20 protein-coding genes are annotated in these 25,381 nt (G+C 66.0%); 12 read left to right on the top strand and 8 right to left on the bottom strand.

What is annotated here, in order from left to right:
• Window positions 1–35 precede the first annotated feature (35 nt).
• The 5 genes from IFT65_RS11515 (at window position 36) to IFT65_RS11495 (ending at window position 6,362) form a co-directional block, all read left to right on the top strand.
• Window positions 36–1,211, top strand: coding sequence for a phosphoglycerate kinase (locus IFT65_RS11515; protein ID WP_192081538.1), 1,176 nt, complete (start codon window positions 36–38; stop codon window positions 1,209–1,211).
• Window positions 1,212–1,271: 60 nt separating this feature from the next.
• A complete protein-coding gene (locus tag IFT65_RS11510; protein ID WP_192081589.1) occupies window positions 1,272–1,901 on the top strand; it encodes an HAD-IA family hydrolase in 630 nt (209 codons plus the stop codon).
• Window positions 1,902–2,484: 583 nt separating this feature from the next.
• Entirely contained in the window at window positions 2,485–3,951 is a 1,467-nt protein-coding gene (gene pyk, locus IFT65_RS11505) for a pyruvate kinase (protein ID WP_188326332.1), read from the top strand.
• Between the two features lie 149 nt (window positions 3,952–4,100).
• Entirely contained in the window at window positions 4,101–5,105 is a 1,005-nt protein-coding gene (locus IFT65_RS11500; protein WP_188326333.1) for a class I fructose-bisphosphate aldolase, read from the top strand.
• 129 nt (window positions 5,106–5,234) lie between these two features.
• Complete coding sequence (locus IFT65_RS11495) at window positions 5,235–6,362, top strand: ABC transporter substrate-binding protein (RefSeq protein WP_192081537.1); 1,128 nt, start codon at window positions 5,235–5,237, stop codon at window positions 6,360–6,362.
• Between the two features lie 60 nt (window positions 6,363–6,422).
• Here the strand turns inward: IFT65_RS11495 and IFT65_RS11490 are convergent, their stop codons facing one another.
• Together IFT65_RS11490 and cysK are read right to left on the bottom strand one after the other, a co-directional pair.
• Window positions 6,423–7,019, bottom strand: coding sequence for an O-acetyl-ADP-ribose deacetylase (locus IFT65_RS11490; protein ID WP_192081536.1), 597 nt, complete (start codon window positions 7,017–7,019; stop codon window positions 6,423–6,425).
• 135 nt (window positions 7,020–7,154) lie between these two features.
• Window positions 7,155–8,114 carry a cysteine synthase A gene (gene cysK / locus IFT65_RS11485; RefSeq protein ID WP_192081535.1) on the bottom strand — a complete coding sequence of 320 codons (960 nt, stop codon included), beginning with the start codon at window positions 8,112–8,114 and terminating at the stop codon, window positions 7,155–7,157.
• A gap of 209 nt (window positions 8,115–8,323) precedes the next feature.
• Between cysK and IFT65_RS11480 the strand changes: the two genes are divergently transcribed.
• Window positions 8,324–9,307: a LysR family transcriptional regulator gene (locus tag IFT65_RS11480; RefSeq protein WP_188326337.1), complete on the top strand. Its 984-nt coding sequence runs from the start codon at window positions 8,324–8,326 to the stop codon at window positions 9,305–9,307.
• Between the two features lie 32 nt (window positions 9,308–9,339).
• On the opposite strand, the gene IFT65_RS11475 is transcribed toward IFT65_RS11480, so the two are convergent.
• On the bottom strand, window positions 9,340–10,842 hold the full coding sequence (locus tag IFT65_RS11475) for an amidase (RefSeq protein ID WP_192081534.1): 1,503 nt from the start codon (window positions 10,840–10,842) through the stop codon (window positions 9,340–9,342).
• Between the two features lie 258 nt (window positions 10,843–11,100).
• Between IFT65_RS11475 and IFT65_RS11470 the strand changes: the two genes are divergently transcribed.
• The 4 genes from IFT65_RS11470 (at window position 11,101) to IFT65_RS11455 (ending at window position 17,867) form a co-directional block, all read left to right on the top strand.
• Entirely contained in the window at window positions 11,101–12,255 is a 1,155-nt protein-coding gene (locus IFT65_RS11470; protein WP_192081533.1) for an efflux RND transporter periplasmic adaptor subunit, read from the top strand.
• The gene (locus IFT65_RS11465; protein ID WP_192081532.1) at window positions 12,252–15,377 is read left to right on the top strand and encodes an efflux RND transporter permease subunit; all 3,126 of its coding nucleotides are present in this window, start codon (window positions 12,252–12,254) and stop codon (window positions 15,375–15,377) included. Before IFT65_RS11470 ends, IFT65_RS11465 begins: the two co-directional genes overlap by 4 nt.
• Window positions 15,378–15,524: 147 nt before the next feature.
• On the top strand, window positions 15,525–17,030 hold the full coding sequence (locus IFT65_RS11460; protein ID WP_192081531.1) for an amino acid carrier protein: 1,506 nt from the start codon (window positions 15,525–15,527) through the stop codon (window positions 17,028–17,030).
• Complete coding sequence (locus IFT65_RS11455; RefSeq protein WP_192081530.1) at window positions 17,031–17,867, top strand: TrmH family RNA methyltransferase; 837 nt, start codon at window positions 17,031–17,033, stop codon at window positions 17,865–17,867. It abuts the gene before it with no gap.
• A 221-nt stretch (window positions 17,868–18,088) separates the two neighbouring features.
• On the opposite strand, the gene IFT65_RS11450 is transcribed toward IFT65_RS11455, so the two are convergent.
• On the bottom strand, window positions 18,089–19,429 hold the full coding sequence (locus IFT65_RS11450; RefSeq protein ID WP_192081529.1) for a YcaO-like family protein: 1,341 nt from the start codon (window positions 19,427–19,429) through the stop codon (window positions 18,089–18,091).
• Window positions 19,430–19,836: 407 nt separating this feature from the next.
• On the opposite strand from IFT65_RS11450, the gene IFT65_RS11445 reads away from it, so the two are divergent.
• A complete protein-coding gene (locus IFT65_RS11445) occupies window positions 19,837–21,291 on the top strand; it encodes an alanine/glycine:cation symporter family protein (protein WP_192081528.1) in 1,455 nt (484 codons plus the stop codon).
• A 226-nt stretch (window positions 21,292–21,517) separates the two neighbouring features.
• On the opposite strand, the gene IFT65_RS11440 is transcribed toward IFT65_RS11445, so the two are convergent.
• The 4 genes from IFT65_RS11440 to IFT65_RS11425 all read right to left on the bottom strand — a co-directional run bounded on the left by IFT65_RS11440 (window position 21,518) and on the right by IFT65_RS11425 (window position 24,638).
• Window positions 21,518–22,939, bottom strand: a complete 1,422-nt coding sequence (locus tag IFT65_RS11440) for a M28 family peptidase (protein WP_192081527.1) — start codon at window positions 22,937–22,939, stop codon at window positions 21,518–21,520.
• Window positions 22,940–23,088: 149 nt separating this feature from the next.
• Window positions 23,089–23,493 (bottom strand): large-conductance mechanosensitive channel protein MscL, encoded by a 405-nt coding sequence (mscL, locus tag IFT65_RS11435; protein ID WP_188326346.1) that lies wholly within the window; start codon window positions 23,491–23,493, stop codon window positions 23,089–23,091.
• A 52-nt stretch (window positions 23,494–23,545) separates the two neighbouring features.
• On the bottom strand, window positions 23,546–24,253 hold the full coding sequence (locus tag IFT65_RS11430; protein ID WP_192081526.1) for a fumarylacetoacetate hydrolase family protein: 708 nt from the start codon (window positions 24,251–24,253) through the stop codon (window positions 23,546–23,548).
• Between the two features lie 109 nt (window positions 24,254–24,362).
• A complete protein-coding gene (locus IFT65_RS11425; protein ID WP_192081525.1) occupies window positions 24,363–24,638 on the bottom strand; it encodes a hypothetical protein in 276 nt (91 codons plus the stop codon).
• Window positions 24,639–24,820: 182 nt separating this feature from the next.
• Here IFT65_RS11425 and IFT65_RS11420 point away from each other — a divergent pair, with 182 nt between their 5' ends.
• Window positions 24,821–25,153 carry a Rieske 2Fe-2S domain-containing protein gene (locus IFT65_RS11420; RefSeq protein ID WP_192081524.1) on the top strand — a complete coding sequence of 111 codons (333 nt, stop codon included), beginning with the start codon at window positions 24,821–24,823 and terminating at the stop codon, window positions 25,151–25,153.
• The last annotated feature ends 228 nt before the right edge of the window (window positions 25,154–25,381 follow it).

Here is a 25,381-nt window from a genome sequence, read left to right as displayed (position 1 = left end):
TTCGCGGCGCCCCTACCATCGAACAGGAGTTGCCCATGTCCATCGTCCGCATGACCGATCTCGACCTTGCCGGCAAGCGCGTGCTGATCCGACAGGACTTGAACGTTCCGATCGAGAACGGCCAGATCACCTCCGAGCAGCGCATCACGGCCTCGCTGCCGACGCTCAAGCGTGCGCTGGAACAGGGCGCGGCGGTGATGGTGACGTCCCACCTCGGCCGCCCGCAGGAAGGGCAGTGGAGTGAGGAAAACTCGCTGCAGCCGGTCGCCACCCGCCTGTCGGAGCTGCTGGGCCGTGACGTGCCGCTGATTCGCGATTGGGTAGACGGCGTGGACGTGCAGCCGGGCCAGATCGTGCTGCTGGAAAACTGCCGCATGAACGCGGGCGAGGGCAAGGATGACGAGGCGCTGGCGAAGAAGTACGCCGCGCTGTGCGACGTGTTCGTGATGGATGCCTTCGGTACGGCGCACCGTGCCCAGGCCTCCACCCATGGCGTGATCCGCTTCGCCCCGGTGGCGGCAGGTGGGCCGCTGCTGATGGCCGAGCTGGATGCACTGGCCAAGGCCCTGAAAGAGCCGGCCAAGCCGCTGCTCGCCATCGTCGCCGGCAGCAAGGTCAGCACCAAGCTGGAGCTGCTGGCCAGCCTGGTCGGCAAGGTGGACCAGTTGATCGTGGGCGGTGGCATCGCCAACACGTTCATCGCTGCGGCCGGATACCCGGTCGGCAAGTCGCTGTATGAGCCTGACCTGCTGGACACCGCGAAGAAGATCGTGGCCGATGCCAAGGCGCGGGGCGCGGAGATCCCGCTGCCGACCGACGTGGTCGTGGCCAAGCAGTTCCTGCCGGATGCCGAAGCGACGGTGAAGGCGGTCGACGCGGTGGCCGAAGACGACCTGATCCTGGATATCGGTCCGCAGACGTCGGCGCAGTACGCGCAGTTGATCCAGCAGGCCGGAACCGTGGTCTGGAACGGGCCGGTCGGCGTGTTCGAATTCGACGCCTTCAGCAAGGGTACCGAGGCAATGGCGCGCGCGATCGCCACCTCCAAGGCGTTCTCGATCGCCGGTGGCGGTGACACCCTGGCCGCCGTGGACAAGTTCGACATCGCCAACGACGTCAGCTACATCTCCACCGGTGGCGGTGCGTTCCTGGAGTTCCTGGAAGGCAAGACCCTGCCGGCGGTGGCCGCGCTCGAAGCGCGGGGTGTGTAAGTGTCGGACGACCTGACCACGGCCAGCGTCGAGACGCGCTTGGCCGATGCGGGCCATGAGATGCTGTTCTTCGACCTCGACGGCACGTTGATTGATTCGCAGGTGGGCATCACCCGCTGCATCACCCATGCGTTCGAGCAGATGCAGCATCCGGCGCCGCCTGCAGCGACGTTGCGCAGCTGGATAGGCCCGTCACTGCGGACCAGCTTCGGTCCGGTATTCAACGATGCGGCGAAGGTCGAGCAGGCCGTCGCGTTGTACTGCGAACGTTTCGACACCCACGGCTGGAATGAGCATGCGGTGTTTGACGGCATCGAAGACGTGGTGCGCGCGCTGAAGGCGCGCGGTCATCGGCTGGCGGTGGTGACGGCGAAGAACGAGCCGCATGCGCGGCGCATTGTCGAGCACCTGCCGTTCGGTGACTGCTTTGAGGATGTGATCGGCGCCACGGCGGATGGGTCACGCAGCAGCAAGCCGCAACTGGTGGCCGAGGCGCTGTCGCGGCTGTCAGTGCAGCCGGCCCAGTGCTGGATGATCGGTGACCGCCGCATGGACATCGAAGGGGCGCGTCATCACGGACTGCGCAGCATCGGCGTGCTGTGGGGGTTTGGTGGTGCCGATGAGCTGCAGGCCGCCGGCGCAGGCACGCTGGCAGAAACGCCTGCGGCGCTGTTGACCCTGCTCCCGTAGCGCCGAGCCACGCTCGGCGGAATGTATCCGCCATCGCGGTCGCTGACGCAGGCCGCGCTGCGCGCTCGCCGACCACGGGTCGGCGCTACCGGGTGACCGGCGTCCTGTAGCGCCGAGCCACGCTCGGCGGAATGTATCCGGCATCGCGGTCGCTGACGCCGGCCGCGCTGCGCGCTCGCCGACCATGGGTCGGCGCTACCGGGTGACCGGCAGTCCTGTAGCGCCGAGCCAAGCTCGGCGGAATGTATCCGCCATCGCGGTCGCTGACGCAGGCCGCGCTGCGCGCTCGCCGACCACGGGTCGGCGCTACCGGGTGACCGGCAGTCCTGTAGCGCTGAGCCACGCTCGGCGGAATGTGTCCGGCATCGCGGTCGCTGACGCAGACCGCGCTGCGCGCTCGCCGACCATGGGCTTGCGCCACCCAGGCAGCGCTTACCTGTGCTGCGGACAAACCTGCTTTCACAATGCTGACCCGTATTGTCTTGCAGACATCGGGCAGACTGAGGCGCTGCAACGATGTAACCGCATACATGAGGTGTGAAGGATGTGCTAATTTCCCTGCTTTAACGGGAGCCCATCCACCATGTTCGAGCGTCAGCGTCGCACCAAGATCCTAGCCACCCTCGGCCCAGCCACTGATCCGCCGGGCATCCTCGAGGAGCTTTTCCGCGCTGGCGTCAACGTGGTTCGCTTGAACTTCAGCCATGGTGATCCGTCCGGTCAGGCCAAGCGTGCCGCCGAAGTACGCGCCGCCGCTGCCCGCGTGGGCGTGGAAGTGGGCATCCTGGCCGACCTGCCGGGCCCGAAGATCCGTATCGAGCGCTTCGCCGAAGGCAAGATCCATCTCAAGGCCGGCGACCGCTTCGACCTTGTGGCGGCGACCAACGTACCGGCCGGTGACACCACCCAGGTCGGCGTGAGCTACCTCGGGCTGCCGCAGGACGTGCGTCCGGGCGATGTGCTGCTGCTGGATGACGGCCTGATGCAGCTGCAGGTCGTGGAAGTGCAGGGCGAGCGCATCATCAACACTGTGCTCAACGACGGCGTGCTGTCTGATCGCAAGGGCCTGAACAAGCAGGGCGGTGGCCTGTCGCTGGGCGCGCTGACCGAGCGCGACAAAGAACTGATCGGCATCGTGGCGAAGATCGGCGTGGACTTCATCGCCGTCTCGTTCTGCCGCAACGCGCAGGACATGAACGATGCCCGCGAGATCGCCGAATCGCACGGCTGCTACGCCGCGCTGGTGTCGAAGATCGAGCGCACCGAAGCCATCGAGAACCTGGAAGAGATCGTCGACGCCAGTGACGTGGTGATGGTGGCACGGGGTGACCTGGGCGTGGAAATCGGCGATGCCGAGCTGCCGGGCCTGCAGAAGAAGATCATCAAGGCGTCGCTGGCGCAGAACAAGGTGGTGATCACCGCCACGCAGATGCTGCAGTCGATGGTGGAAAGCCCCATCCCGACCCGCGCCGAAGTGCTGGACGTGGCCAACTCGGTCATCGACGGTACCGACGCGGTGATGCTGTCGGCCGAAACCGCCGCGGGCATGTACCCGGTCAAGGCGGTCGAAGCGATGGCGCGTATCTGCCTGGGTGCCGAACGCCAGTTCCAGACCGAGACCGATTTCAGTGCCTCGCCGCGCAACCTGGAACGGGCCGACCAGGCCATCGCCATGGCCACCATGTTCCTGTCGCAGCACGTGGGCGTGCGGGCCATCGTGGCAATGACCGAGTCCGGCGGCACCGCGCGTTACCTGTCGCGCTTCCGTGCCTCCGCGCCGGTGTTCGCGGTGACCCGCCATGACGGCGCGCGCCGGCAGATGGCGCTGATGCGCGATGTGTTCCCGATCAACTTCGACAGCCGCGGCCTGACCCCGCGTGAAGCGGCGCGTGGCAGCATCCGCCTGCTGGCCGACGCCGGCCTGCTGGAAGCCGGTGACCGCGTCGTGTTCACCAGTGGCGAGCACATGGAAACCCATGGCGCCACCAACACGCTGCGCCTGCTGGAAGTCGGCGTGGACGGCACGGCCAAGGGGCTGGGCGAGCTCTGACCCCGCACGGGCCGGCTCCCTTCTGTCCGCAGAGGGAGCCGGCCTGATCGTGCTGATGGTCTGGAATCGTTTCCATCCGACCTCCACGTCGAGGTCACGGCGTGCGCGGGCTATAATCACGTTTTTCCCGCACCCGCCACAGGAAGTACATGAGCATCGAACAGCTGGCTGAAACCGCCCAGGCCATGGTCGCCCCGGGCAAGGGCATCATCGCGATCGACGAATCCACCGGCACCATTGCCAAGCGCTTCGCCAGCGTCGGCATCGAGAACACCGAAGAGAACCGTCGCGCCTACCGCGAACTGCTGCTGACCACGCCGAAGCTCAACGAGCACATCTCCGGCGCGATCCTGTTCGACGAGACCATCCGTCAGTCCACCAAGGACGGCGTGCCGTTCGCCAAGTACATGTCCGACAACGGCATGATTCCGGGCATCAAGGTCGACAAGGGCGCACACCCGCTGGCGGGCTGCCCGGGCGAGCTGGTCACCGAAGGCCTGGACGGTCTGCGTGAGCGTCTGCAGGAGTACTACAAGCTGGGTGCGCGCTTCGCCAAGTGGCGTGCGGTCATCAACATCGGCGAAAGCATCCCGTCGGGCACCTGCATCGAGTCCAACGCCCATGCGCTGGCCCGTTATGCCGCCCTGTGCCAGGAATGTGGCCTGGTGCCGATGGTCGAGCCGGAAGTCATCATGGATGGCGACCACGACATCGAGACCTGCTACGAAGTGACCGAGGCGACCCTGCGTTCGCTGTTCGACGCGCTGTACCAGCAGAACGTGCTGCTGGAAGGCACCATCCTGAAGGCCTCGATGGTCATCTCCGGCAAGGACTGCGAAGAGCAGGCCGACGCCGAGGAAGTCGCCGAGTCGACCGTGATGTGCCTGAAGAGCACCGTGCCGGCGATCCTGCCGGGCGTGGTGTTCCTGTCCGGTGGGCAGAGCGACGAGCAGTCCACCGAGCACCTCAACCTGATGAACCAGATGGGCAACCTGCCGTGGCCGCTGACGTTCTCCTATGGCCGTGCCATGCAGCAGGCCGCGCTGGCCCTGTGGGGCAAGGACACCAAGGCCAACTACGCCGCCGCACAGAAGACCGTGTACGAGCGTGCCAAGGAAAACGGCCAGGCCGCCCTGGGCAAGTGGAACGGCTGAGTCCTGCCGTCCCCTGATGCACTGCAGACGCCGGCCATGTGCCGGCGTTTGTTTTTTCCGGGTATGGTGTCGCCATCCCGGGGCCTGGCCGACCCGCGGTACTTCCCTTACAGGCCAGGGAGAACATTCATGCGTATTGCAACGACGCTGCTGGCCGCTGGGCTCGCATTGGCACTGAGCGGTTGTGGACTGAAGCAGGCAGGCGCCGACGGTGCCAAGGCGGCGTCACTCGGATTCGACAAGACCGCCGTCGGTGAGATCACCTCGGCCAGCCCGCTGAGTTTCAGCGATGGCAGCCGCTACCAGCTCTACGCGATTGAACTGAAGGACAAGCAGGCGGTCTCGCTGAAGCTGAGCGGCGCCCTGTCCGGTGCATTGTCGGTGTTCCGCGAAGACGGCACGCTGGTGACGCGCGGTGAAGCCTCGGAAGAGGGCCCGGTGGAAGTGACCTTCCGTGCCGACGGCGCAGGTCGCTATCGCGTGGCAGTCAACGGTGACGGCGCATCCGCGTACGGCCCCTATCGCCTGCAGGCAGCCGAAGTAGTGCCCTACGATGGCAAGCCGCTGGTCGGTAGCGGGCAGATCGTCGACCTGCTGGCGTCGGACCGTCAGGAGTACACCCTGCAGGTCGAAAAGGCCGGCCTGTATCAGATCGACCTGGCCTCCGGCGCGTTCGATACGGTACTGGAGCTGCATGGCCCCAACGTGGATGAAGAAGACGACGACGGCGGCAGCTCCACCAATTCACGCATGAACCTGATGCTGGAGCCGGGCACCTACACGCTGGCCGTCAAGTCGATCGACGACAGCAGCAGCGGGCAGTTCCGCCTGGACGTCAAGAACACTGCGCTGTCGGCTGACATCGTGTCCACCGACGGCACCACGATCTCGCCGGGCATCACCGTGCAGGCGCTGCTGAGCCGGGAAGATGGCGAGCGCCGTTTCATGTTGAACGTGCCGCAGGCCGGCCCGGTGCGGATCGATGCGTTGTCTGACCAGGTGGACACCACGCTGCAGCTCAACGGACCGACCATTGATCTCAGTGACGACGATGGCGGCAGCGGCACCAACGCACGCCTGCAGGCCAACCTGCCGGCCGGCCGCTACCAGTTGGTGGTTGCGAGCCTGGAAGAACGCCAGGCCGTTGTGCAGGTGCGCGTGAGCAATGAAGGCGGCGAATCACTGTCACTGCGGGATGCCGCCAATGCGGATGTCGCCGTGCCGGTCGCCGAGGCAGTGGACGTGGACACTCCCTGATCGCGAAGGGGCGACCGCGCTCGCGGTAGGGCTCTCAGAAGGCGTGGCGACCGTCGGTCGTCACGCCATCGCGGCGAGCGGAGCATGCATCCGCTCCGCCCAGCTGCTCGACTCCGCGTCGCCAAGCGGTTGCCCGGCAGCTGCCAGTGCCTGCTGGTAAGCCTTGAAGGTGGCGGTGTTGTAGGCCACCAGGATGATGCGGCGCGGCTCACGATGACTGCGCTGCCAGGCTAGCGTCTCGGTAGCCGCTACTTCGGCGGCACGGTACAGCGGATAGCCGTACACGCCGCAGCTGATGGCCGGGAAGGCAATCGAACGTGCTCCCAGCTTTTCAGCCAGTTGCAGCGACTTCCAATAGCAGTTGGCCAGCAGGGCGCGCTCGTCGCGCTGGCCGTCATGCCACACCGGACCGACGGTATGCAGCACGAAGCGGGCGGGCAGGGCGTGCGCGTCTGTCGCCACGACCTCACCGGTTGGACAGCGGACACCGGGGCGGACCTGCGGCAGTCGCTCGCAGTCTTCCAGCAGGCCAGGGCCGGCTGCCAGGTGGATCGCACCGTCCACGCCACCGCCACCCAGCAGGGACTCATTGGCCGCATTGACGATCGCATCCACCGCCAGGGTGGTGATGTCCCCCTGCCACACTTCGATCTTCATGCGTACTTCTCCTGGATGTCGTTGAAACGGCGCAACGGCCCGCGTTGCATGCGCCACCGTACCGGGGGCTGCATGCAGGCTGCGTCATGACCGTCTCACACGGTGCGAACAGGAAAAGAACAGGCGATCAGGTCCTCACGGCAGACCGGCCAGCCACTCGTCGTCGGAGCCTTCATTGACGTCGGCGAACAACGGCGTGGAGAAGTAGCGCTCCCCGGTGTCCGGCAGCATGGCCAGGATGACCGCGCCCGGTTCGGCGCGGTCGGCCACGTCCAGCGCACTGGCCAGGGTCGCACCGGCCGAAATGCCGACGAAGATGCCTTCTTCGGCGGCCAGACGACGGGCGGTGGCGATGGCGCGGTCATCGTCCACCGTCAGCAGCTCGTCCACCACATCGCGGTTCAGTACCTCGGGCACGAAGTCCGGGGTCCAGCCCTGGATCTTGTGCGGTTTCCAGTCATCGCCCTTCAACAGCGCCGCGCCGGTCGGCTCGGTCGCCACGATGCGGGTCTGCGGACGGGCTACTTTCAGCACCTCGCCCACGCCGGTCAGCGTGCCGCCCGTGCCCCAGCCACTGACGAAATAGTCCAGCCGCTTGCCGGCGAAGTCGCGCAGGATCTCCGGTGCGGTCGTATTGCGGTGGTAGGCCGGATTGGCCGGATTCGCGAACTGGCTGGCCAGGAACCAGCCGTGTTCCTTGGCCAGTTCTGCGGCCCGACGCACCATGCCGCTGCCACGTTCGGCCGCCGGCGTCAGGATGACCTTGGCGCCGTAGGCGCGCATCAGCTTGCGGCGCTCGATGGAGAACGTCTCGACCATGGTGGCGACGAACTTGTAGCCGCGTGCGGCGGCCACCATGGCCAGTGCGACGCCGGTGTTACCCGACGTGGCTTCCACGATCGTGTCACCGGGCTTCAGTACGCCGCGCTGCTCGGCGTCGAGAATGATTGCCAGCGCCAACCGGTCCTTCACCGAGCCGCCCGGATTGAACGACTCCACCTTTGCGTACAGGGTGACGTGGTCCGGTGCCAGGCGCTGCAGCCTGACGATGGGGGTGTTGCCGATGGTGTCGAGGATGGAATCGTACAGGGCCATGGGGCGCTCCGGGGACGTGCCGCGCCATGCGCGGAGGGAAAGGAAAGGCGGTGGATGCTGCCATCCGCCCTGGCCGGTTGACCGTAGCGCTGCCATATGACAGCAGGAAATGACCAGATACCTGTCTTAAACAACATTTGGTTATAAGCTGGTGATGACATCTGCCCTACAGTGGATCTCTCCTCCCTTTCCCACCTGCCCGCACCGTCATGACGCTCACCCAGCTTCGCTATCTGGTGGCCATTGCCGACGCCGAGTTGAACATCACGCTCGCCGCGTCACGCGTGCATGCCACCCAGCCCGGTTTGTCCAAGCAGCTCAAGCAGCTGGAAGACGAGCTGGGTTTCCTGTTGTTCGTGCGCCGGGGCCGCAGCCTCGAATCGGTGACACCGGCCGGGGTTGAAGTGATCAGCCGCGCCCGCGCGGTGCTGGGCGAGGCCAACAACATCCGCACCTATGCGGCCAACCAGCGTCGCGAAAGCCAGGGGCAACTGGTGTTGACCACCACCCACACGCAGGCGCGCTTCGTGCTGCCGCCGGCGGTGGCGCGGATCAAGCAGGCCTATCCGCAGGTCAGCGTACACCTGCAGCAGGCCGCCGAAAGCGATGCGCTGGACCTGCTCAGCCAAGGGGACGCAGACATTGCGATCATCAGCACGGCCGGTGGTGAGCCCAGTGCAGGCATCGCCGTGCCGCTGTACCGCTGGCGCCGGCTGGTGCTGGTGCCGAAGGGCCACCCGCTGGACCGGACCGGACGCGCGCCGGACCTGGCGGACCTGGCGGCGCACCCGCTGGTCAGCTATGAATCCTCCACGCGCACGGCCTCGTCCCTGCAGCGTGCATTCGCCGGCTCCGGGCTCACGCCGGACATCGCGCTGACGGCGCTGGATGCAGACCTGATCAAGACCTATGTGCGCAGCGGTTTGGGCGTGGGATTGCTGGCTGAAATGGCCGTGAGCGCCGCCGATCACGATCTGCGTGCCTGGGTTGCCCCTGCACCGATCGCCGAGTGCATTGCCTGGGCCGTGCTGCCGCGCGACCGTGTGCTGCGTGATTACGCGCTGGAACTGGTGCACGTACTGGCACCGCAGATCGATCCCCGCGACCTGCGCCGCGTGCTGGACGGCAACCAGGCGCCCGCGTGGCCGCTGCCGCCGACCTGGGAATCGCTGACCCAGACCATCACCTCCTGAAGAAGCCCGGGGTCGCATCCCCGGCCCACCCGTCAGCCGCCGACAGGCTCCATCGGCGTCAATCGGGGCATCGCGGCTTCGATCACCTCGCCGATGCGCAGGACGTCCTGCTCATGGAACCGCCTGCCCATCAGCTGCACGCCGGTGGGCAGGCCCTCGGCCAGTCCAGTTGGCACGACCAGCGACGGGAAGCCCAGCACAGGTAACGCCATCAACGGCCAGCCGGATGCGATGGCCGTACGTGCCGCCGGCAGCGAGGCGTAATGCTGACCGTGCAGCATCGGTTCGTCGTTGGCGACGGGCAGCAGAAGGATCGGATAGGACTGCAGCGTCTGTTGCACGCGGCCGATCAACGCGGCCCTGCGTGTGTAGCCATGGATGTAGTCGGACAGGGTGGGATGCGGCCCCCACATTTCGGCGGCGACGGCGTAGTTGTAGCGAATCCACGCCTTGATCGGTGCGTCACCATCGCGCTCGATGTCCGGCAACAAGGCACGCGTTTCCTCCATCACCAGCAACCACCACAACCGCCACGCCTCTTCCAGTTCCGGCACGCGCAGTTCCTGCACCCGGTAGCCGGCGGCCTGCAAGGCAATCACGGCCCGTTCCAGTGCCGCGCTCACCGTGGCCGAGCGGGGACAGATGGCATCCTCGCGCAACACCCCGATCACCGGAGGCTGGCTGCCGGTACTGCCCGGGAAGGGCAGTGGGATCGATCCGGCCACCCGCGGATCGAAACCGCTGAACCCGTCCAGCATCAGGCGAAGATCGTCGACGCACCGTGCGATAGGGCCCTCGACCAACATCAGTTGCAGCCCCAGCGCGTCCTCGCCACGGGCAGGACTGAACAGGCCGGGGATCCGGCCAGGGGTGGGGCGCAGGCCCGGAACGCCGCAGCAGTAAGCGGGGTAGCGGATGGATCCACCGATGTCGTTGCCCTGCGCCAGCGGCACCATGCCGGTCGCCACCGCGCAGGCCGCGCCGCCGCTGGATCCCCCTGGGGTATGCAAGGGGCTCCAGGGATTCCACGTGGTGCCATGCAGATCGTTGCGGGCATCCCAGCTGAAAGAAAAACACGGGGTGTTGCTGCGGCCCAGCAGGACCGCCCCGGCCTGGCGCAGGCGGGTGATCTGCGGCGCATCGGCGATGGCGATGTTGTCACGCAGTGCAACCACGCCATTGGTCATCGGTTGGCCGCGCACATCGGTGTTGTCCTTGATGGCGACGGGAATTCCGTGCAGCGGGCCGCTGCTGCGCCCTTCGGTCAGTGCCTTGTCGGCTTCAGCGGCAGCGCGCAGCGCGCCCTCCGCATCGACGAAGTTCAGGGCATTGACGTGTGGATTGACCTCGTCGATCCGACGCATGCAACTGCGCACCAGCGCAGTGGATGTCAGCGTGCCCGCCCGCAGGCCTGTCGCGGCCTGGCGCGCTGTCAGTTGCCATGGCGCGCGCGCCGGGCTTCGTGACGTCGCCGCCCCTCTCGCGGTAAGGGTGGCTGCGGCGGCCAGGAACTGTCGACGATTGATGGGTGCCATGGTGAAGGCCTTCCAGGTGGCAGGACACCCTCAACATGGACGGTGCCCGGCGCGCCGGCCAGAGGCACATGCGCCGTTGAGCTGACGAGGCAAGGCCCGACACATCCCGACACATCGCGATACGCCGCGCCAAGCCCTTGCACGGAAAGGGTTCCGGCTGCCACCGCAGGCCGTGCACATGACGGTAAACGCTTGGCACATACGGTCTTCGCATGCTGGCCCCTACACTCGGCGGTCATGCAGAAGGCGGGATCTTTCATGTTGGGACGTTTCGCAATGGGCACGGCTGCCGGTCTTGCCCTGCTGATGGTGGTCGGGTGCAAGGGCGAACCGGAGGCGGCACGCCGCCAGGCTGCCGATGTGCCGGTCACCGCGCAGGTCGTGGAGATGGCCGCGTGGAGCGATACGTTGCAGGCATTGGGCACGGCAAAAGCACGCGAGTCGGTGACCATCACCGCCAAGGTCAGCGAGATCATTGAACAGGTGCACTTCGACAGCGGCCAACAAGTGCGCGCCGGTGCACCGCTGGTGACCCTGCGCGGGCAGGCACAGCAGGCTGCACTGACCCAGGCCCAAGCGACGTTCGCTGAAGCGGATCAGCTGTACCGTCGGCAGCGCGAACTGGCACAGCAGCGGCTGGTCGCCAGTTCCACGCTGGATACGCAGAAAGCCATCCGCGATTCGGCCGAGGCCCGCGTGGCGGAGATGCAGTCCGAGATCGGTGACCGCAACGTGCGCGCGCCCTTCGCTGGCGTGCTCGGCATCCGCCAGGTAAGCCCCGGCTCGCTGGTCACCCCGACCACCGCCATCGCCACGCTGGACGACATCGAGCGCATGCACGTGGATTTCCAGGTGCCCGAGTCCGAGCTGTCCTCGCTGGCCAACGGCAACAAAGTGGAAGCCACCAGCGTGGCCTGGCCGGGCCGTACGTTCGAAGGTGAAGTGACCACCATCGATGCCCGCGTCGATCCGTCCACGCGGGCGGTGACCGTGCGCGCCGACTTCGCCAACGGCGACCACGCGCTGCGCCCCGGCATGCTGCTGGACGTGAACATCTATCGCCCGGAACGCCAGGCGCTGATCGTGCCGGAGATCGCGGTGGTGCAGGTCGGTCGCGAGTCCTTTGTCTATCGCCTGAAGGCCGACAGCACCGTCGAACGGGCCGACGTGATGACCGGTGCGCGCCGTGCCGGCGTGGTCGAGTTGAAGCAGGGCATCCGCCCCGGCGAGCGGATCATCATCGATGGCACCGGCAAACTGCGGCCCGGCTTGAAGGTGGAGGCGCGCGAGGTCGCGCCCGTCGCGGCGCCGGAACCGGAAAAAATGCCGCCACCGCCGGCGACGCCAGCGCCAGCAGCCGACGCCCCGACGGCACCGGTCACCCCGGTCGCACCGGCGGGTAACGGCGGATGAAACTCTCCAACATCTCCATCCAGCGGCCGGTGTTCGCGGTGGTGATGAGCCTGCTGCTCATCGTGCTGGGCATCATGTCGTTCACCCGGCTGACCCTGCGCGAGTTGCCGGCCATCGACCCGCCGGTCGTGTCGGTATCGGTGGATTACCCCGGCGCGTCGGCGGCGGTGATTGAAAGCCGGGTCACCCAGGTGCTGGAAGATTCCCTGTCGGGTATCGAAGGCATCGACATGATCAACGCGCGCAGCACCAATGGCCGTGCGCAGATCAGCCTGGAGTTCACCAGTAACCGCGACATTGAAGCCGCCGCCAACGACGTGCGTGACGCGGTCAGTGGCGTGGCCGACCGCATGCCCGACGAGGCACGCGCGCCGGAGATCGAAAAAGCCAACAGCGACGACGAGGCCATCATCTGGTTCAACCTGTCTTCGTCGAACATGGACACGCTGGCACTGAGCGATTATGCCGAGCGTTACGTCGTGGACCGGTTCGCCAGCCTGGACGGTGTATCGCAGGTGCGCATCGGTGGCCGCCAGCGTTATGCGATGCGGATCTGGCTGGACCGCGACCAGTTGGCAGCGCGTGGGCTGACCACCGGCGACGTCGAAACCGCCCTGCGCAACGAAAACGTGGAGCTGCCCGCGGGCCGCATCGAATCGGCCGATCGGGACTTCACCCTGCGCGTGGAGCGCAACTACGTGAAGCCTGCGGACTTCGCCACCATTCCGCTGGGCAAGGGCAGCGACGGCTATGTGGTGCGGATGGGCGATGTGGCCAAGATCGAGCTGGCCTCGGCGGAACGGCGCGCCTACTACCGCAGCAACGGCGAGCCCGGCGTGGGCCTGGGTATCGTCAAGACCTCCACCGCCAACGCGCTGGACGTGACCCGCTCAGCGCGTGAGCAGGCCGATCGCATCGCCGAGACGCTGCCGCAGGGTACGCAGATCGGCGTCACCTTCGACAACACGACCTTCATCGAGGCCGCGGTTGATCGTGTCTACGCCACGCTGGTGGAGGCGATGCTGCTGGTGCTGGTGGTGATCTGGTTGTTCCTCGGCAGTTTCCGTGCCGCGTTGATTCCGGCGGTGACCGTGCCGGTGTGCCTGGTAGCGGCCTTCATCGCGCTGTACGCGTTCGATTTCTCGATCAACCTGCTCACCCTGCTGGCGCTGGTGCTGTGCATCGGCCTGGTGGTGGATGACGCGATCGTGGTGGTGGAGAACGTACAGCGTCGCATCGACCTGGGTGAGCCCCCCTTGGTGGCCTCCAAGCGCGGCACCGCGCAGGTGGCCTTCGCAGTGATCGCCACCACGGCCGTGCTGGTGGCGGTGTTCCTGCCGGTTGGCTTCCTGGAGGGCAATACCGGACGCCTGTTCCGCGAACTGGCGGTGGCGTTGGCGGCCGCGGTCGCGTTGTCCGCCTTCGTTGCGCTGACGCTGACGCCGATGATGGCCTCCAAACTGCTCAAGCCGCATTCCGGCAAGGCGCCGCGCGGGCTGTACGGCGTGATCAACCGCAACCTGGACAAGCTCGCCAGCGGCTATGGCAATGTGCTGGATCGCCACGTCGACCGCACGTGGATCTATCTGCTGGTGATGGTCGCCGCGCTGGCGGCAAGCTGGGTGCTGATCAAGTCGCTGCCTTCCGAGCTGGCCCCGGCCGAAGACCGCGGCTCGTTCCAGATCATGATCGACGGTCCGGAAGGGGCGGGCTTCGACTACACCGTCGGCCAGGTGCAACAGGTGGAAGCGATCGTGGCGCGCCATGTAGGCGACGAACAGCCCATCGCCCGCGCCAACCCGCGCGTGCCCGGCGGTTGGGGCTCCAGCGAAGAAATGCATACCGGCCGCATCAGCGTGTTCCTGCAGCCGTGGCGCGAGCGCACGACGTCCACCCCGGAAGTAGCCGACGAACTGCAGAAAGAGCTGGATACCGTGCGTGGCGTACGCGTGCGCACCCAGGTCGGTGGGGGACTGGTGCGTGGTGGTGGACAGCCGTTCCAGATCGTCCTCGGCGGGCCGGAGTATGCGGAGATCGCGCAATGGCGTGATCGGGTGCTGCTGCGCATGGCCGACAACCCCGGCCTGGTCGGCGTGGATTCGGATTACAAAGAGACCCGGCCGCAGATGCGCGTGAACATCGACCGCCAGCGCGCGGCCGACCTCGGCGTGTCGGTGACGGCGATCGGTTCAGCGCTGGAAACGATGATGGGCTCGCGCCGCGTCACCACCTTCGTGGACAACGGCGAAGAGTACGACGTGCTGGTGCAGGCTGGCCGCGACGGGCGGGCGACGCCCGCCGACCTGGCCGCGATCCGCGTGCGATCCAGCGGCGGCGAACTGGTGCCGCTCTCCAACCTGGTCACACTGAGCGAAGTGGCGGAGGCCGGCTCGTTGAACCGGTTCAACCGGCTGCGCTCGATCACCATCAGTGCCGGCCTGGCGCCGGGCTACCCGCTGGGCGAGGCCATCAGCTGGGCGCAGGGCGTGACCCGCGAAGAGCTGCCGCAGCACGCGCAGGTGAGCTGGAAGGGCGAATCGCGCGAGTACCTGAGCTCCGGTGGTGCCGTGCTGCTGACCTTCGCCATGGCGCTGCTGGTGGTGTACCTGGTGCTGGCGGCGCAGTTCGAAAGCTTCATCCATCCCCTCACCATCATGTTGACCGTGCCGCTGGGCGTGCTCGGGGCCCTGGTCGGGTTGTGGGTGAGCGGAGGGACGGTGAACCTGTTCAGCCAGATCGGCATCGTGATGCTGGTCGGCCTGGCCGCGAAGAACGGCATCCTGATCGTCGAGTTCGCCAACCAGCTGCGCGACGAAGGGCGGACGGTGCGCGAGGCGATCATCGAATCCGCGCGGGTGCGCCTGCGGCCGATCCTGATGACATCCATCGCGACCGTGGTGGGGGCGATTCCGCTGGTCGTGGCCGGCGGCCCTGGCTCGGCCAGCCGTGGCACGATCGGCGTGGTGATCATTTTCGGCGTCACCCTGTCCACCTTCCTGTCGCTGTTCGTGGTGCCGGCGTTCTACGCCCGGCTTGCCCCGTTCACGCGCTCGCCGGAAGCGGTGGCCCGCGAGCTGGAAAAGCAGGAAAAGGACACCCCCTCGGTCGGCGGCCACGCCTGAAAGACCCGGTAGTGACGGCCGCTGGCCGTCAGGTTTTCCGGACATTGACGGTCAGTGGCCGTCACTAGCGGCCGTTCGCCAGCTAGAATCAACGCGGTTCCCTTCAGCCGACGGGACGTCCTTTGTTCCGCCGACTGGAGAGAGCGCGTGGAAGCAGCCGTACATTTCATCAACAGCATCATCTGGAGCAAGGCGCTGATTTTCATGTGCCTGGCCGCGGGCCTGTATTTCAGCGTCCGTACCCGCTTCATGCAGATCCGTGGCTTCTTCGAGATGTGCCGCCTGACCGTGGCCGGTGAGAAATCCGATGCCGGCGTGTCCTCGTTCCAGGCGCTGGCCATGTCGATGGCCGGCCGCATGGGCATCGGCAACATCGCCGGTGTGGCCACGGCGATCGCCTTCGGCGGCCCGGGCGCGATCTTCTGGATGTGGGTGATGGGCTTCCTCGGCGCATCGACGTCCTACATCGAATGCACGCTGGCGCAGATCTACAAGACCAAGGATGCCGAGGGCCGGTATCGCGGTGGCCCGGCGTACTACATCGAAAAGGCCATGGGGCTGAAGTGGTATGCGATGGCCTTCGCCCTGGCCACCATTGTCGCGGCCGGCTTCCTGATGCCTGGCGTGCAGGCCAATGCCATCGCGGACAGCATCATCAATTCCTGCCGCGGGACGTCGCTGTGCGGCCCGCTCGATGGCCAGGCCTTCGGCATGGACCAGGTGCAGGCGCTGAAGCTGGGCATCGGCATCTTCGTCGCCCTGCTGCTGGGCGTGGTGATCTTCGGCGGCGTCAAGCGCATCGCCAGCTTCGCCGAAATCGTGGTGCCGTTCATGGCCGCCGGCTTCATCCTGATGGCGGTCACCATCATGATCCTCAACGCGGATCGCGTGCCGGAAATGTTCGGCATCATCTTCGACAGCGCGTTCGGTACCCATGCCGCCTTCGGCGCGATGATGGGTCTGGCCGTGGAGTGGGGCGTCAAGCGCGGCATCTATGCCAACGAGGCCGGCCAGGGCACCGGCCCGCACGCCGCGGCGGCATCGGAAGTCTCCCACCCGGCCAAGCAGGGCTACGTGCAGGCCTTCGCGGTCTACTTCGACACCATGATGGTGTGTACGTCCACCGCTTTCCTGATCCTCGCCGCCGGTACCTACAACGTGTATTCGCCGGTGGCCGGTGCCGAACCCGTATTCATGGGGCTGGCCGGCATCGCCGAGGGTGCCGGTTACGCGCAGGCTGCCGTGGAAAGCGTGATCCCGGGGTGGGGCGGCGCGTTCGTGGCCATCGCGATCTTCTTCTTCGCGTTCACCACGATCATGGCCTATTACTACATGGCCGAGACCAACCTCACCTACCTCAACAACAACGCCAAGCGTCCGCTGACGGTGCTGGCCCTGCGCCTGGGCATCATCGGCATGGTCATCTTCGGTGCGTTCCACAACGCGCAGCTGGCCTGGGCGCTGGGTGACATCGGCGTGGGCCTGATGGCATGGCTGAACATCGTTGCCATCCTGATCGTGCAGAAGCCGGCGATGATCGCGTTGCGCGACTATGAGCGACAGAAAAAACTGGGCCTGGATCCGACCTTCGATCCGGTCGCATTGGGTATCAAAAATGCCGATTTCTGGCAGAAGAAACAGGAAGCTGCGTAAGTGAACAATCCTTGGAACAACCGCCGTCCGTCCGCGCGTCCGCCGCGTGCAACGCCGCTGCCGCGTACCGAAGCACCGGCGCCGCCGGGCGGTGGGCGCGGCAACACCGATGAGCTGCGGCTGTTCGGCGTCAACGCGGTGCTGGCCGCATTCAACAAGCGGCCACAGGCGGTGCGCAAGGTGTACCTGCTGGAGGCGCTGATCCCGCGCATGCAGCCGCTGCTCAAGTGGTGTGTGGCCAATCGCGTCGGCTACCGCGTGGTGGAAGACGGTGACCTCAACAAGCTCTCCGGAACGACCCATCACGAAGGCATCGTCGCTGACGTGCAGCGCTCGCCGGTGCTGACCCTTGAAGAGTGGCTGCAGGATCTGCCCGCGGGACCTGCGGTGGCGCTGTGGCTTGACGGGGTAGGCAATCCGCACAACCTCGGCGCGATCCTGCGTTCTGCGGCGCACTTCGGTGTGGCCGGGCTGCTGTTGCCGGAAACCAGCACGTTGGGGATCTCCGGCGCGGCCGCCCGCGTTGCCGAAGGTGGGGCGGAATCGGTTTCGCTGGTCCGCCTGCCGGCTACCGCCGAGGCGATGCAGATGCTGCGGCACGCCGGCTTCGGCTTGGCCGCCACGGTGGTGGACGGAGGCACCAACGTGTTCGCCGCCTCGCTGCCGGACCGCCTGGTCTATGTGATGGGCGCGGAAAGCGAGGGCATGGACCGCCAGCTTGCCGCCGACTGCGAACAGCAGGTGTCCATTCCCGGCACCGGTGCCGTTGAGAGTCTCAATGTGGCGTCTGCCACGGCCGTCCTGCTCGCACAGTGGGCAGGCGCACGTAATTCCTGATCCACCGACCGGTGCTTTCCCTATGCCCCGGGTCGGGACATAGGAGCAACGTGTAGCAGCACCATCGTGTTGGCAGTCTGCAGGACGATGGCGTTGGCCGGTACATCCGCAGGGATGCACCCCACCGTGTGGGGTGGGGTGATGCGGCGACCCGGCCGCGATGCGGCCGGGTACTTTTTCAACGCCTGTGGCACGTGTCAGTGTCGGCAGGAGCCGATCGGTCAGCCTTGGTTGGACGCCTCGTCCAATGCCGCCAGCGAGACCGCCACCGGTATGCCCTGCAGCAGCAGATAGTTCGCGTCGAACGGCGCGATCAGTACCTGCACGCATGCAATCGACTGCTCTGCTGCCTCCCAGGCAGGCAAGTACTGCGTCTGCCAGACCGTGAGTCCGCTGCGCTTGAAGTTCTCCTGCAGGAACAGGATGCGACTGGCCAACGTCGTACCCACCGTACCTTCGCGCATCTGGCCGAAGGGCACGCGGTCGACGCTGGCACAGGAGATCACCTCCTGCAGGTTCTGCAGCGCGAACTGGCGATGTTCACCCTGCAGGAGCGGCACGGACCCCTGCCGGCGCTGAGCGGACACGGCATCCCCATCATGGCGACTGGGCGCCCAGGCACTGCCCTCGTGCTGCTGCAGCAGGTGCCGCAATGCGCGCGTCGCGGCGTGTTCCGGGCTGATGCCTGCGCCGGCGGCCACGCACCAGGCATCGGCCGTCGGTCCTTCAGCGCATGCCAGATAGGTCGGCACCGAGCCCTGGCCGGCGATGTCGAACAGGTGCACCGGGCTGCCTTGGCGCTTCGTCGTGATTTCCCACAGCGCGCGGATCTGCGCTGGCAGGGTGTCGGTATCCACGCGACGCAGGTACCGCCGCTGGCGCAGGCCGATGCCCTGCACCGCGAAGCGTCCCAGCGCTACCTCTTCCTGGGCCGACAACATGCCTTGCAGCAGGGCTTCGTCCTGGGTCGCCCCCGCCGCCACGCTACGGTTGCTGCTATACCGTCCCAGCAGCGTGTAATCGAAGTCGTCATGGACCTTCATAGGCGAGGATCCGCGCGTCACGTCGTGCAGGTACTGGGCATTCACCAATGCGGTGGGCACCGGCAGCGAGCGGCTTGCATTCACTTCATGGAACAACGTGGTCGCGATGCTCGCACGCGGCTGCTCGGCGATCACCGGCATCAGTTCGGAGAATGCCTGCTCTACGCCTGGCAGCGTCAGATAGTCGCTCGCCTTGCACGTCACCATGCGTGATGTGTTGGCGTAATCCGCATGAAGCAGCTGGGCGATGGCCGGGAAGAGGGCGCTGCGCAGGGCTTGCGCGTGATCCATGCCGGATCCGCACACTTCGATGTCATGTCCGATACGGGCACGCGTCTGCAGACGGACTCTCTCCAGGTGCAGCCCCTGCGTGTCCAGGCAGATCTGCTCATGGTCCAGCTTCATCGCGGTGATCAGCTCGCTTGCCGCGTTGTTGGCCACGGCAAACGGAATCTCGTTTTCCAGCCCGGCGACGTCTGCGATCGGTGAGCTGCAGAGGGGCAAAGGACGTGCATTCATTGGTGCGCTCCTGAAGATATCGAGTGGCTGCCTGCATCCGCGGTACGTCGCTGACGTGGCGTCATTGGACGTCGGCGGGGCCAGGCAGGCAGCGGGGTGTACCTGGCACCGACGATGCTGCGTTCGTCGTCGTGTCGCAGGGACACTCCGGCCTGGCAGCTTCAGGCGCGGTTTGCCAATGTGCGCGACGACAGACAGCGGCTTGCGTCGCAACCGTTCCTGATCGACGGCGAAAGAGCTGCTTGGGTCAGAAAAACACTTCTGTCGGGGGAGCAGAAATCTGCATTCGAATGGCGAGCCGGGTAGAGCGGGATGTCGGGCAATGCGTCATTTCGTTTTTTTCTCATTGCTGTGTCCGATCACGCTGGGCAACGTGGGGCCACCCACCGGCAGCAAGGAAACACGCAATGAGTATCGAGTCGGCAACAAGCACGATCGTTGCCCTGGTATGGAGTCCCTACCTGGTCGGCCTGTGCCTGGCGGCCGGTCTGTACTTCAGTATCCGGACACGTTTCATCCAGTTGCGTGCGCTGCCGCAGATGCTGGCGCTGATGTTCCAGCACCGTGGTTCCGCGGCGGGCTTGTCGCCGTTCCAGGCGCTGAACATTTCGCTGTCCAGCCGCGTCGGCGTCGGCAACATCGCGGGCGTCGCGATGGCCATCGCGTTTGGCGGGCCGGGCGCGATTCTGTGGATGTGGGTGGTGGCGTTCTTCGGCGCATCCAGCGCCTTCATCGAGTCCACCCTGGCCCAGATCTACAAGGAACGGGACAGCCAAGGCCACTACCGCGGCGGGCCGGCCTACTACATGGAAAAGGGACTGGGACAACGCTGGTATGCGCTGATCTTTGCCCTGTGCACCGTCGCGGCAGCCGCGATGCTGGCCGGCACCCAGTCCAACGCGATCGCCGGTGCGCTCAACGAAGCATGGGACGTGCCGGTGGCCGCGACGGCGGTGGCGGTGGTGTCACTGCTGGGGCTCATCATCTTTGGCGGCGTGCGCCGCATCGCGGTCGTTACCCAGTGGGTCGTGCCGGTGATGGCCATCGCCTATCTGTTGGTTGCACTGGTGGTGATGGTGATGAGCTACGAGCGCATTCCGGACGTGATCGGCCTCATCGTCCGCAGTGCCTTCGGCGTTGACGCTGCCTTCGGCGCGATGGTGGGGGTGGCCATCCAGTGGGGCGTACGCCGTGGTGTGTTGTCCAACGAAGCCGGCATGGGCAGCGGTGCACATCCTGCTGCGGCCGCCGAGGTCTCCCACCCGGTCAAACAGGGGCTGGTACAGGCTTTTTCGGTCTACATCGACACCATGGTGGTCTGCAGCGCGACGGCCTTCCTGATCCTCTCCACCGGTCTGTACAACGTGTACGATCCCGCGGTGAACGGCGTGCCTGACGAAGCGCGCATGCTGGTCGCCAACCTGCCGGGGATGGAGGCAGGGCCACGATTCGTGCAGCATGCGGTGGAATCGGCGTTGCCGGGCTTCGGCAAATCGTTCGTCGCACTGGCGATCCTGCCGTTCGCGTTCACTACGATCCTGGCGCTCTACTACATGGGCGATACCAACATCAGTTATCTCTGTCGGAACAAGCCGGCGGCCTGGGTGGTCAACGCCTTCCGGCTGACGTTACTGGGCATGGTGGCGTATTCCTCGCTGCACAGCGCGACCGTGGCGTGGACCCTGGGCGACATCGGCGTGGGGGTGATGAGCTGGTTGAACATCATCGCCATCCTGCTGCTGCAGAAGCCCGCGTTGGCCGCGTTGCGCGATTACGAGAAAAGCCGCAACGCAGGCATCGACCCGGTGTTCAACCCGCGTGCGATAGGGTTGAAAAACGCACCGTTGTGGGAGCATCCGTAGTCAGGTAGAGCCGGCTTCAGCCGGCTGCCATTGGCGCGGTCCGGCACCGCGCGGCCGCTTCGCTCGCCGACCATGGGTCGGCGCTACCGGGGCGCGATCCTGCACCGCGTGGCCGCTGCGCTCGCCGACCGTGGGTCGGCGCTACCGGGGCGCGGTCCGGCACCGCGTGGCCACTGCGCTCGCCGACCATGGGTCGGCGCTACCGGGGGCTGCGTGGCCCGGTGGATCACTCGTTCGGCGGAACGGTGGCCTTGGCTTCGCTGCCGAATGTGCCGTCGGCATCGGCGGCAAGATAGGCCATCACCGTGTACGCCGCGACGTTCTGCGCCAATGCCTTGGGGTCGATCTTGTCCAACGTATCGTCGGCCGTGTGGTGCAGGTCGAAATAGTCCGTCCCGTCCTGCGCCAGCCAAGCCCATGCGCCGCCCTTGGCCGCAAGCGGGCCGATGTCTGGACCCGGGCCGCCCTTGTCGGCGGCGTACTCGATACCCAGCGGCCTCAGCACCTCGGCAATCTGCCGCGTGGCATCGCGCGAGGCGTCCGGGTTCGGCGAACCGGTGTTGAAGGCGTAGATGCGGCCAGCGCCGAAGTCACTCTCGGCAGCCAACTGGTGCCGCACGACATCCTTCGCGTGCGCCTCGGCATACGCCTTGCCGCCGTAAAGACCCTGTTCTTCATTGGCAAACGCGACGACGCGGATGCTGCGCTTCGGTGCCTGCTTCAACTGGCCGATCAAGTGCCCGGCGGCCATGGTGATGCCGACGCCAGCGCCGTCGTCCACCGCGCCCGTGCCCAGATCCCAGGAATCCAGATGGCCCCCGATGACGACCACTTCCTTCGGCAGCGAGCGCCCGGTTATTTCGCCGATGACGTTGTACGAGGTCGCCGTTCCATCCCAGCCGCAGTCCAGCGCCAGGCTGACCGTGGTGCTGCCCCGTGCAACCAGACGTGCCAACTGGTCGGCGTCAGGCACCGACAATGCCGCCGAAGGGACCGGCTGCAGGCCATCGTCATAGCGGGTGATGCCGGTATGCGGCACACGGTGCGAATCGGTACCGGCGGAGCGCATCAGGAAGCCGACCGCGCCCTTGCGAATGGCCTCGGACGGCCCCTTGCTGCGGATGGCGCCGCCACGACCGTAATCGCGGCCGTCGCGGAACGGCAGCATCTGGTAATCGACGAAGGCGATCTTGCCCTGCAGCGATCCTGCGGGCGCGGCCTGCAGCGCGGCCAGATCAGCGAAGCGCACCACCTCGGCCTGCACCTTGCCGCCCGGGCTGCCGCCGAGGGCGGTAATCGTCAAAGGCTGTGCGTGCGCGCCCACCACCGCTGCGTGCTCACTGCGGCGCTCCCATTTCGGGAACGTCACCGGTTCCTTCCACACCTTGTCAAAGCCGAGTGCCTTGAATTTGGCTTCGGCCCAGGCGACGGCGCGCGCGTCTGCCTCACTGCCGGCAATGCGCGGACCGATCTCGGTCGTCAGCGATTCCACCACTTTCCAGCCGGTGTCGTCGGCCAGGGCCTGCTCCCGCAGTTCAGCAGCGGTACCCAGCGAGGTGGGGGCCAGCGTGGTGGTATGCGGCGCGGCGAAGGCCGGTGACGCGAGCAGGGCAAGGGAAGAGGCGAGGGCAAGGACGCGGCGACGCATGGACGACTCCAGCAGGGGCATAAGCGTCCGAGCTTAGCAGTGCCGCTGCCCCGCGCATGGGCCCTAGGTCATGGCCATGGGAAATGGCCAGATGAGGAAAAGGGCCAGGTCCGCTCCGGCGGGAGGACGGGCCTGGCCGTGTGCCGCGATCAGTGCTTCAGGTTGTCGCGGATTTCGCGCAGCAGCAGCACTTCTTCGGACGGGCCCTTGGGCGCGGCTTCCTTCTTCTTCGACATACGGTTGATGAACTTCACGACCAGGAAGATGGCAAACGCCACGATCACGAACTGGATCAGGGTATTGATGAAATCACCGTAGCCGATCACCACGGCCGGGATCTCCGTCCCGTCAGCCGCCAAGCGAGCCGGCGCCAAGGTCCACGCCAGGTCGGAGAAATCAACCTGGCCGATCACCCAGCCCAGTGGCGGCATGATGATCTTCTCGACCAATGCGGTAACGATCTTGCCGAAGGCCGCACCGATGACAACACCGACGGCGAGATCGATGACGTTGCCACGCGTTGCGAATTCCTTGAACTCACTGATGAATCCCATGGAGATCTCCTGATAGGGGGGCTGACTGCGAAAAATCCTATCGCAGGCAATGTCAGCCGGCGATGACGCCATGGCGTTCGCCGACATTTTCCAATCGTGCACTGAAACGATCACCGGGTTTCAATGCGGCCACGCCGGACGGCGTCCCCATGAATACCAGGTCGCCTGCGCGCAGCCGCCACAGCTGCGACAGCTCATGCAGAATTTCCGGGACGCTCCAGATCATCTGGTCCAGCAGCGATTGCTGGCGTACCTCGCCGTTGATTTCCAGCGACAGGTTCAGCGCGGCGAGGTCACCGACTTCACCGGCATGCACGATCTCGCTGATCGGCGCCGAGGCGTCGAACCCTTTCGCGGTGTCCCACGGGTGACCCTTCTGCTTGGCCGCGGCCTGCAGGTCACGACGGGTCAGGTCCAGGCCCACGGCATAGCCGTACACCAATGCCTGCGCCTGCTCGATGGGCAGCACGCCTTCCGGCGCATCGCTGCCGATGGCAACGACCAGCTCTACTTCGTGGTGAAGGTCGGACGTGGCAGGCGGGTAGGGGATGACATCATCGTGGCCGACCACGATGGCGTCGGCAGGCTTGCTGAAGAACATCGGCCGACCCCGCGCCGCGGCATCGGGAACGGCGGCGCCCATTTCCTTTGCGTGGTCGGCGAAGTTGCGCCCTACGCAATAGATGCGGTGTACGGGGAACGTGCCGCCACCGACAACCGGGATACGGGGAACAGGATGGGCGGGAATTACATCAGTCATGCGCGCGTCCTAACGATCAGGTCGTCGCAGTGTAGCGCCGCGCCCGGCGAACGTGGCGCCTGCTGGGAGCGGCAGCGCTACGCCATGCCTTATCGAGCGGAGTGGCCTGTCAGTGGGTCGGCAGCGCAGGCTTGCGGACCACGCGGTACTCGCCTTCCACCACGGTGGCATCGGCCACGCGGGTGGGCGCCTTGCGCTGGGCCAGCAGCTTCCACGCCAAACCGGCAAGGATCATTGCTGCACCGACGAAAACACCCACGAACACCATCACACCCAGAATGGCGACCCCAAGCAGACCCACCGCAACGCGCACCAGCGGGTGACGCGGCTTGCGCGGTGCAAACAGAGTGCGGAAATGGCCGAATTGGAAGGTGCGGTTGATCATGGGTAACTCACTTGGCTGAAATCAGCGAACAACCAGTATCAGGGCGATGCTTCGGCGCATGAGTGAAAAAATCGTTAAGTACGCCGCGCGTTCATTACAGATCAACGACTTGCATTCATGTAACAGCCAGCCAAGTGGACAGGCGTGCGACAATCAATGCTTTCCCCGATGCAGAGTCAGAAATGACCGACCAAGCGCTCATCGCAGTCGACAGGATCACCGAGGGTGGCTTCGCCGAGGCCGAGGTGGTGATCGATGGGGATGCCGAGTCGCTGGTGCTGTATCGCGAAGGCGACAGCGTGCGGGGGTTCCTCAACATCTGCCCGCATGCAGGGCGGCGGCTGGACTGGGCCCCCGGCCAATTCCTGAAAAGCCGGGAAGGACACCTGGTCTGCGCGGCGCATGGGGCCTCGTTCGCGCTGGACAGCGGGCAATGCGTAGCAGGGCCGTGCAAGGGTGATCGATTGCGCGCGGTTGCCGTGCAGGTGCGCGACGGACATGTCTTCCTGGCATGAACCGCCCGGCGCGCCCGCCCGCACGGTAGAGCCGACTTCAGTCGGTTTCCAACAGCAGGGGTAGAGCCGACTTCAGTCGGCTTCCAACAGCGAGGTAGAGCCGACTTCAGTCGGCTTCCAACAGCAACCGAGGTAGAGCCGACTTCAGTCGGCTTCCACAACGGCAGCCGACTGAAGTCAGCTCTCCCACCAGCTCCCCCCAGCCAAAGCCCCCAGCAGCCAGCAGCC

Origin of the sequence: Stenotrophomonas sp. CFBP 13725 (genome assembly GCF_014841935.1) — a bacterium.
Classification (GTDB): domain Bacteria; phylum Pseudomonadota; class Gammaproteobacteria; order Xanthomonadales; family Xanthomonadaceae; genus Stenotrophomonas.
The sequence above is the reverse complement of the archived record's forward strand: the minus strand, read 5'-3'. Positions and strand labels throughout refer to the sequence as shown.

Excerpts from the sequence above, each read along its gene's own strand:
- IFT65_RS11430 (WP_192081526.1), bottom strand. The coding sequence starts at position 24,253 with ATGACTGATGTAATTCCCGCCCATCCTGTTCCCCGTATCCCGGTTGTC.
- IFT65_RS11510 (WP_192081589.1), top strand. The coding sequence starts at position 1,272 with ATGCTGTTCTTCGACCTCGACGGCACGTTGATTGATTCGCAGGTGGGC.
- IFT65_RS11420 (WP_192081524.1), top strand. The coding sequence starts at position 24,821 with ATGACCGACCAAGCGCTCATCGCAGTCGACAGGATCACCGAGGGTGGC.
- cysK (WP_192081535.1), bottom strand. The coding sequence starts at position 8,114 with ATGGCCCTGTACGATTCCATCCTCGACACCATCGGCAACACCCCCATC.
- IFT65_RS11440 (WP_192081527.1), bottom strand. The coding sequence starts at position 22,939 with ATGCGTCGCCGCGTCCTTGCCCTCGCCTCTTCCCTTGCCCTGCTCGCG.
- IFT65_RS11475 (WP_192081534.1), bottom strand. The coding sequence starts at position 10,842 with ATGGCACCCATCAATCGTCGACAGTTCCTGGCCGCCGCAGCCACCCTT.
- IFT65_RS11445 (WP_192081528.1), top strand. The coding sequence starts at position 19,837 with ATGAGTATCGAGTCGGCAACAAGCACGATCGTTGCCCTGGTATGGAGT.
- pyk (WP_188326332.1), top strand. The coding sequence starts at position 2,485 with ATGTTCGAGCGTCAGCGTCGCACCAAGATCCTAGCCACCCTCGGCCCA.
- mscL (WP_188326346.1), bottom strand. The coding sequence starts at position 23,493 with ATGGGATTCATCAGTGAGTTCAAGGAATTCGCAACGCGTGGCAACGTC.
- IFT65_RS11490 (WP_192081536.1), bottom strand. The coding sequence starts at position 7,019 with ATGAAGATCGAAGTGTGGCAGGGGGACATCACCACCCTGGCGGTGGAT.
- IFT65_RS11500 (WP_188326333.1), top strand. The coding sequence starts at position 4,101 with ATGAGCATCGAACAGCTGGCTGAAACCGCCCAGGCCATGGTCGCCCCG.
- IFT65_RS11425 (WP_192081525.1), bottom strand. The coding sequence starts at position 24,638 with ATGATCAACCGCACCTTCCAATTCGGCCATTTCCGCACTCTGTTTGCA.
- IFT65_RS11470 (WP_192081533.1), top strand. The coding sequence starts at position 11,101 with ATGTTGGGACGTTTCGCAATGGGCACGGCTGCCGGTCTTGCCCTGCTG.
- IFT65_RS11465 (WP_192081532.1), top strand. The coding sequence starts at position 12,252 with ATGAAACTCTCCAACATCTCCATCCAGCGGCCGGTGTTCGCGGTGGTG.
- IFT65_RS11495 (WP_192081537.1), top strand. The coding sequence starts at position 5,235 with ATGCGTATTGCAACGACGCTGCTGGCCGCTGGGCTCGCATTGGCACTG.
- IFT65_RS11515 (WP_192081538.1), top strand. The coding sequence starts at position 36 with ATGTCCATCGTCCGCATGACCGATCTCGACCTTGCCGGCAAGCGCGTG.
- IFT65_RS11480 (WP_188326337.1), top strand. The coding sequence starts at position 8,324 with ATGACGCTCACCCAGCTTCGCTATCTGGTGGCCATTGCCGACGCCGAG.
- IFT65_RS11450 (WP_192081529.1), bottom strand. The coding sequence starts at position 19,429 with ATGAATGCACGTCCTTTGCCCCTCTGCAGCTCACCGATCGCAGACGTC.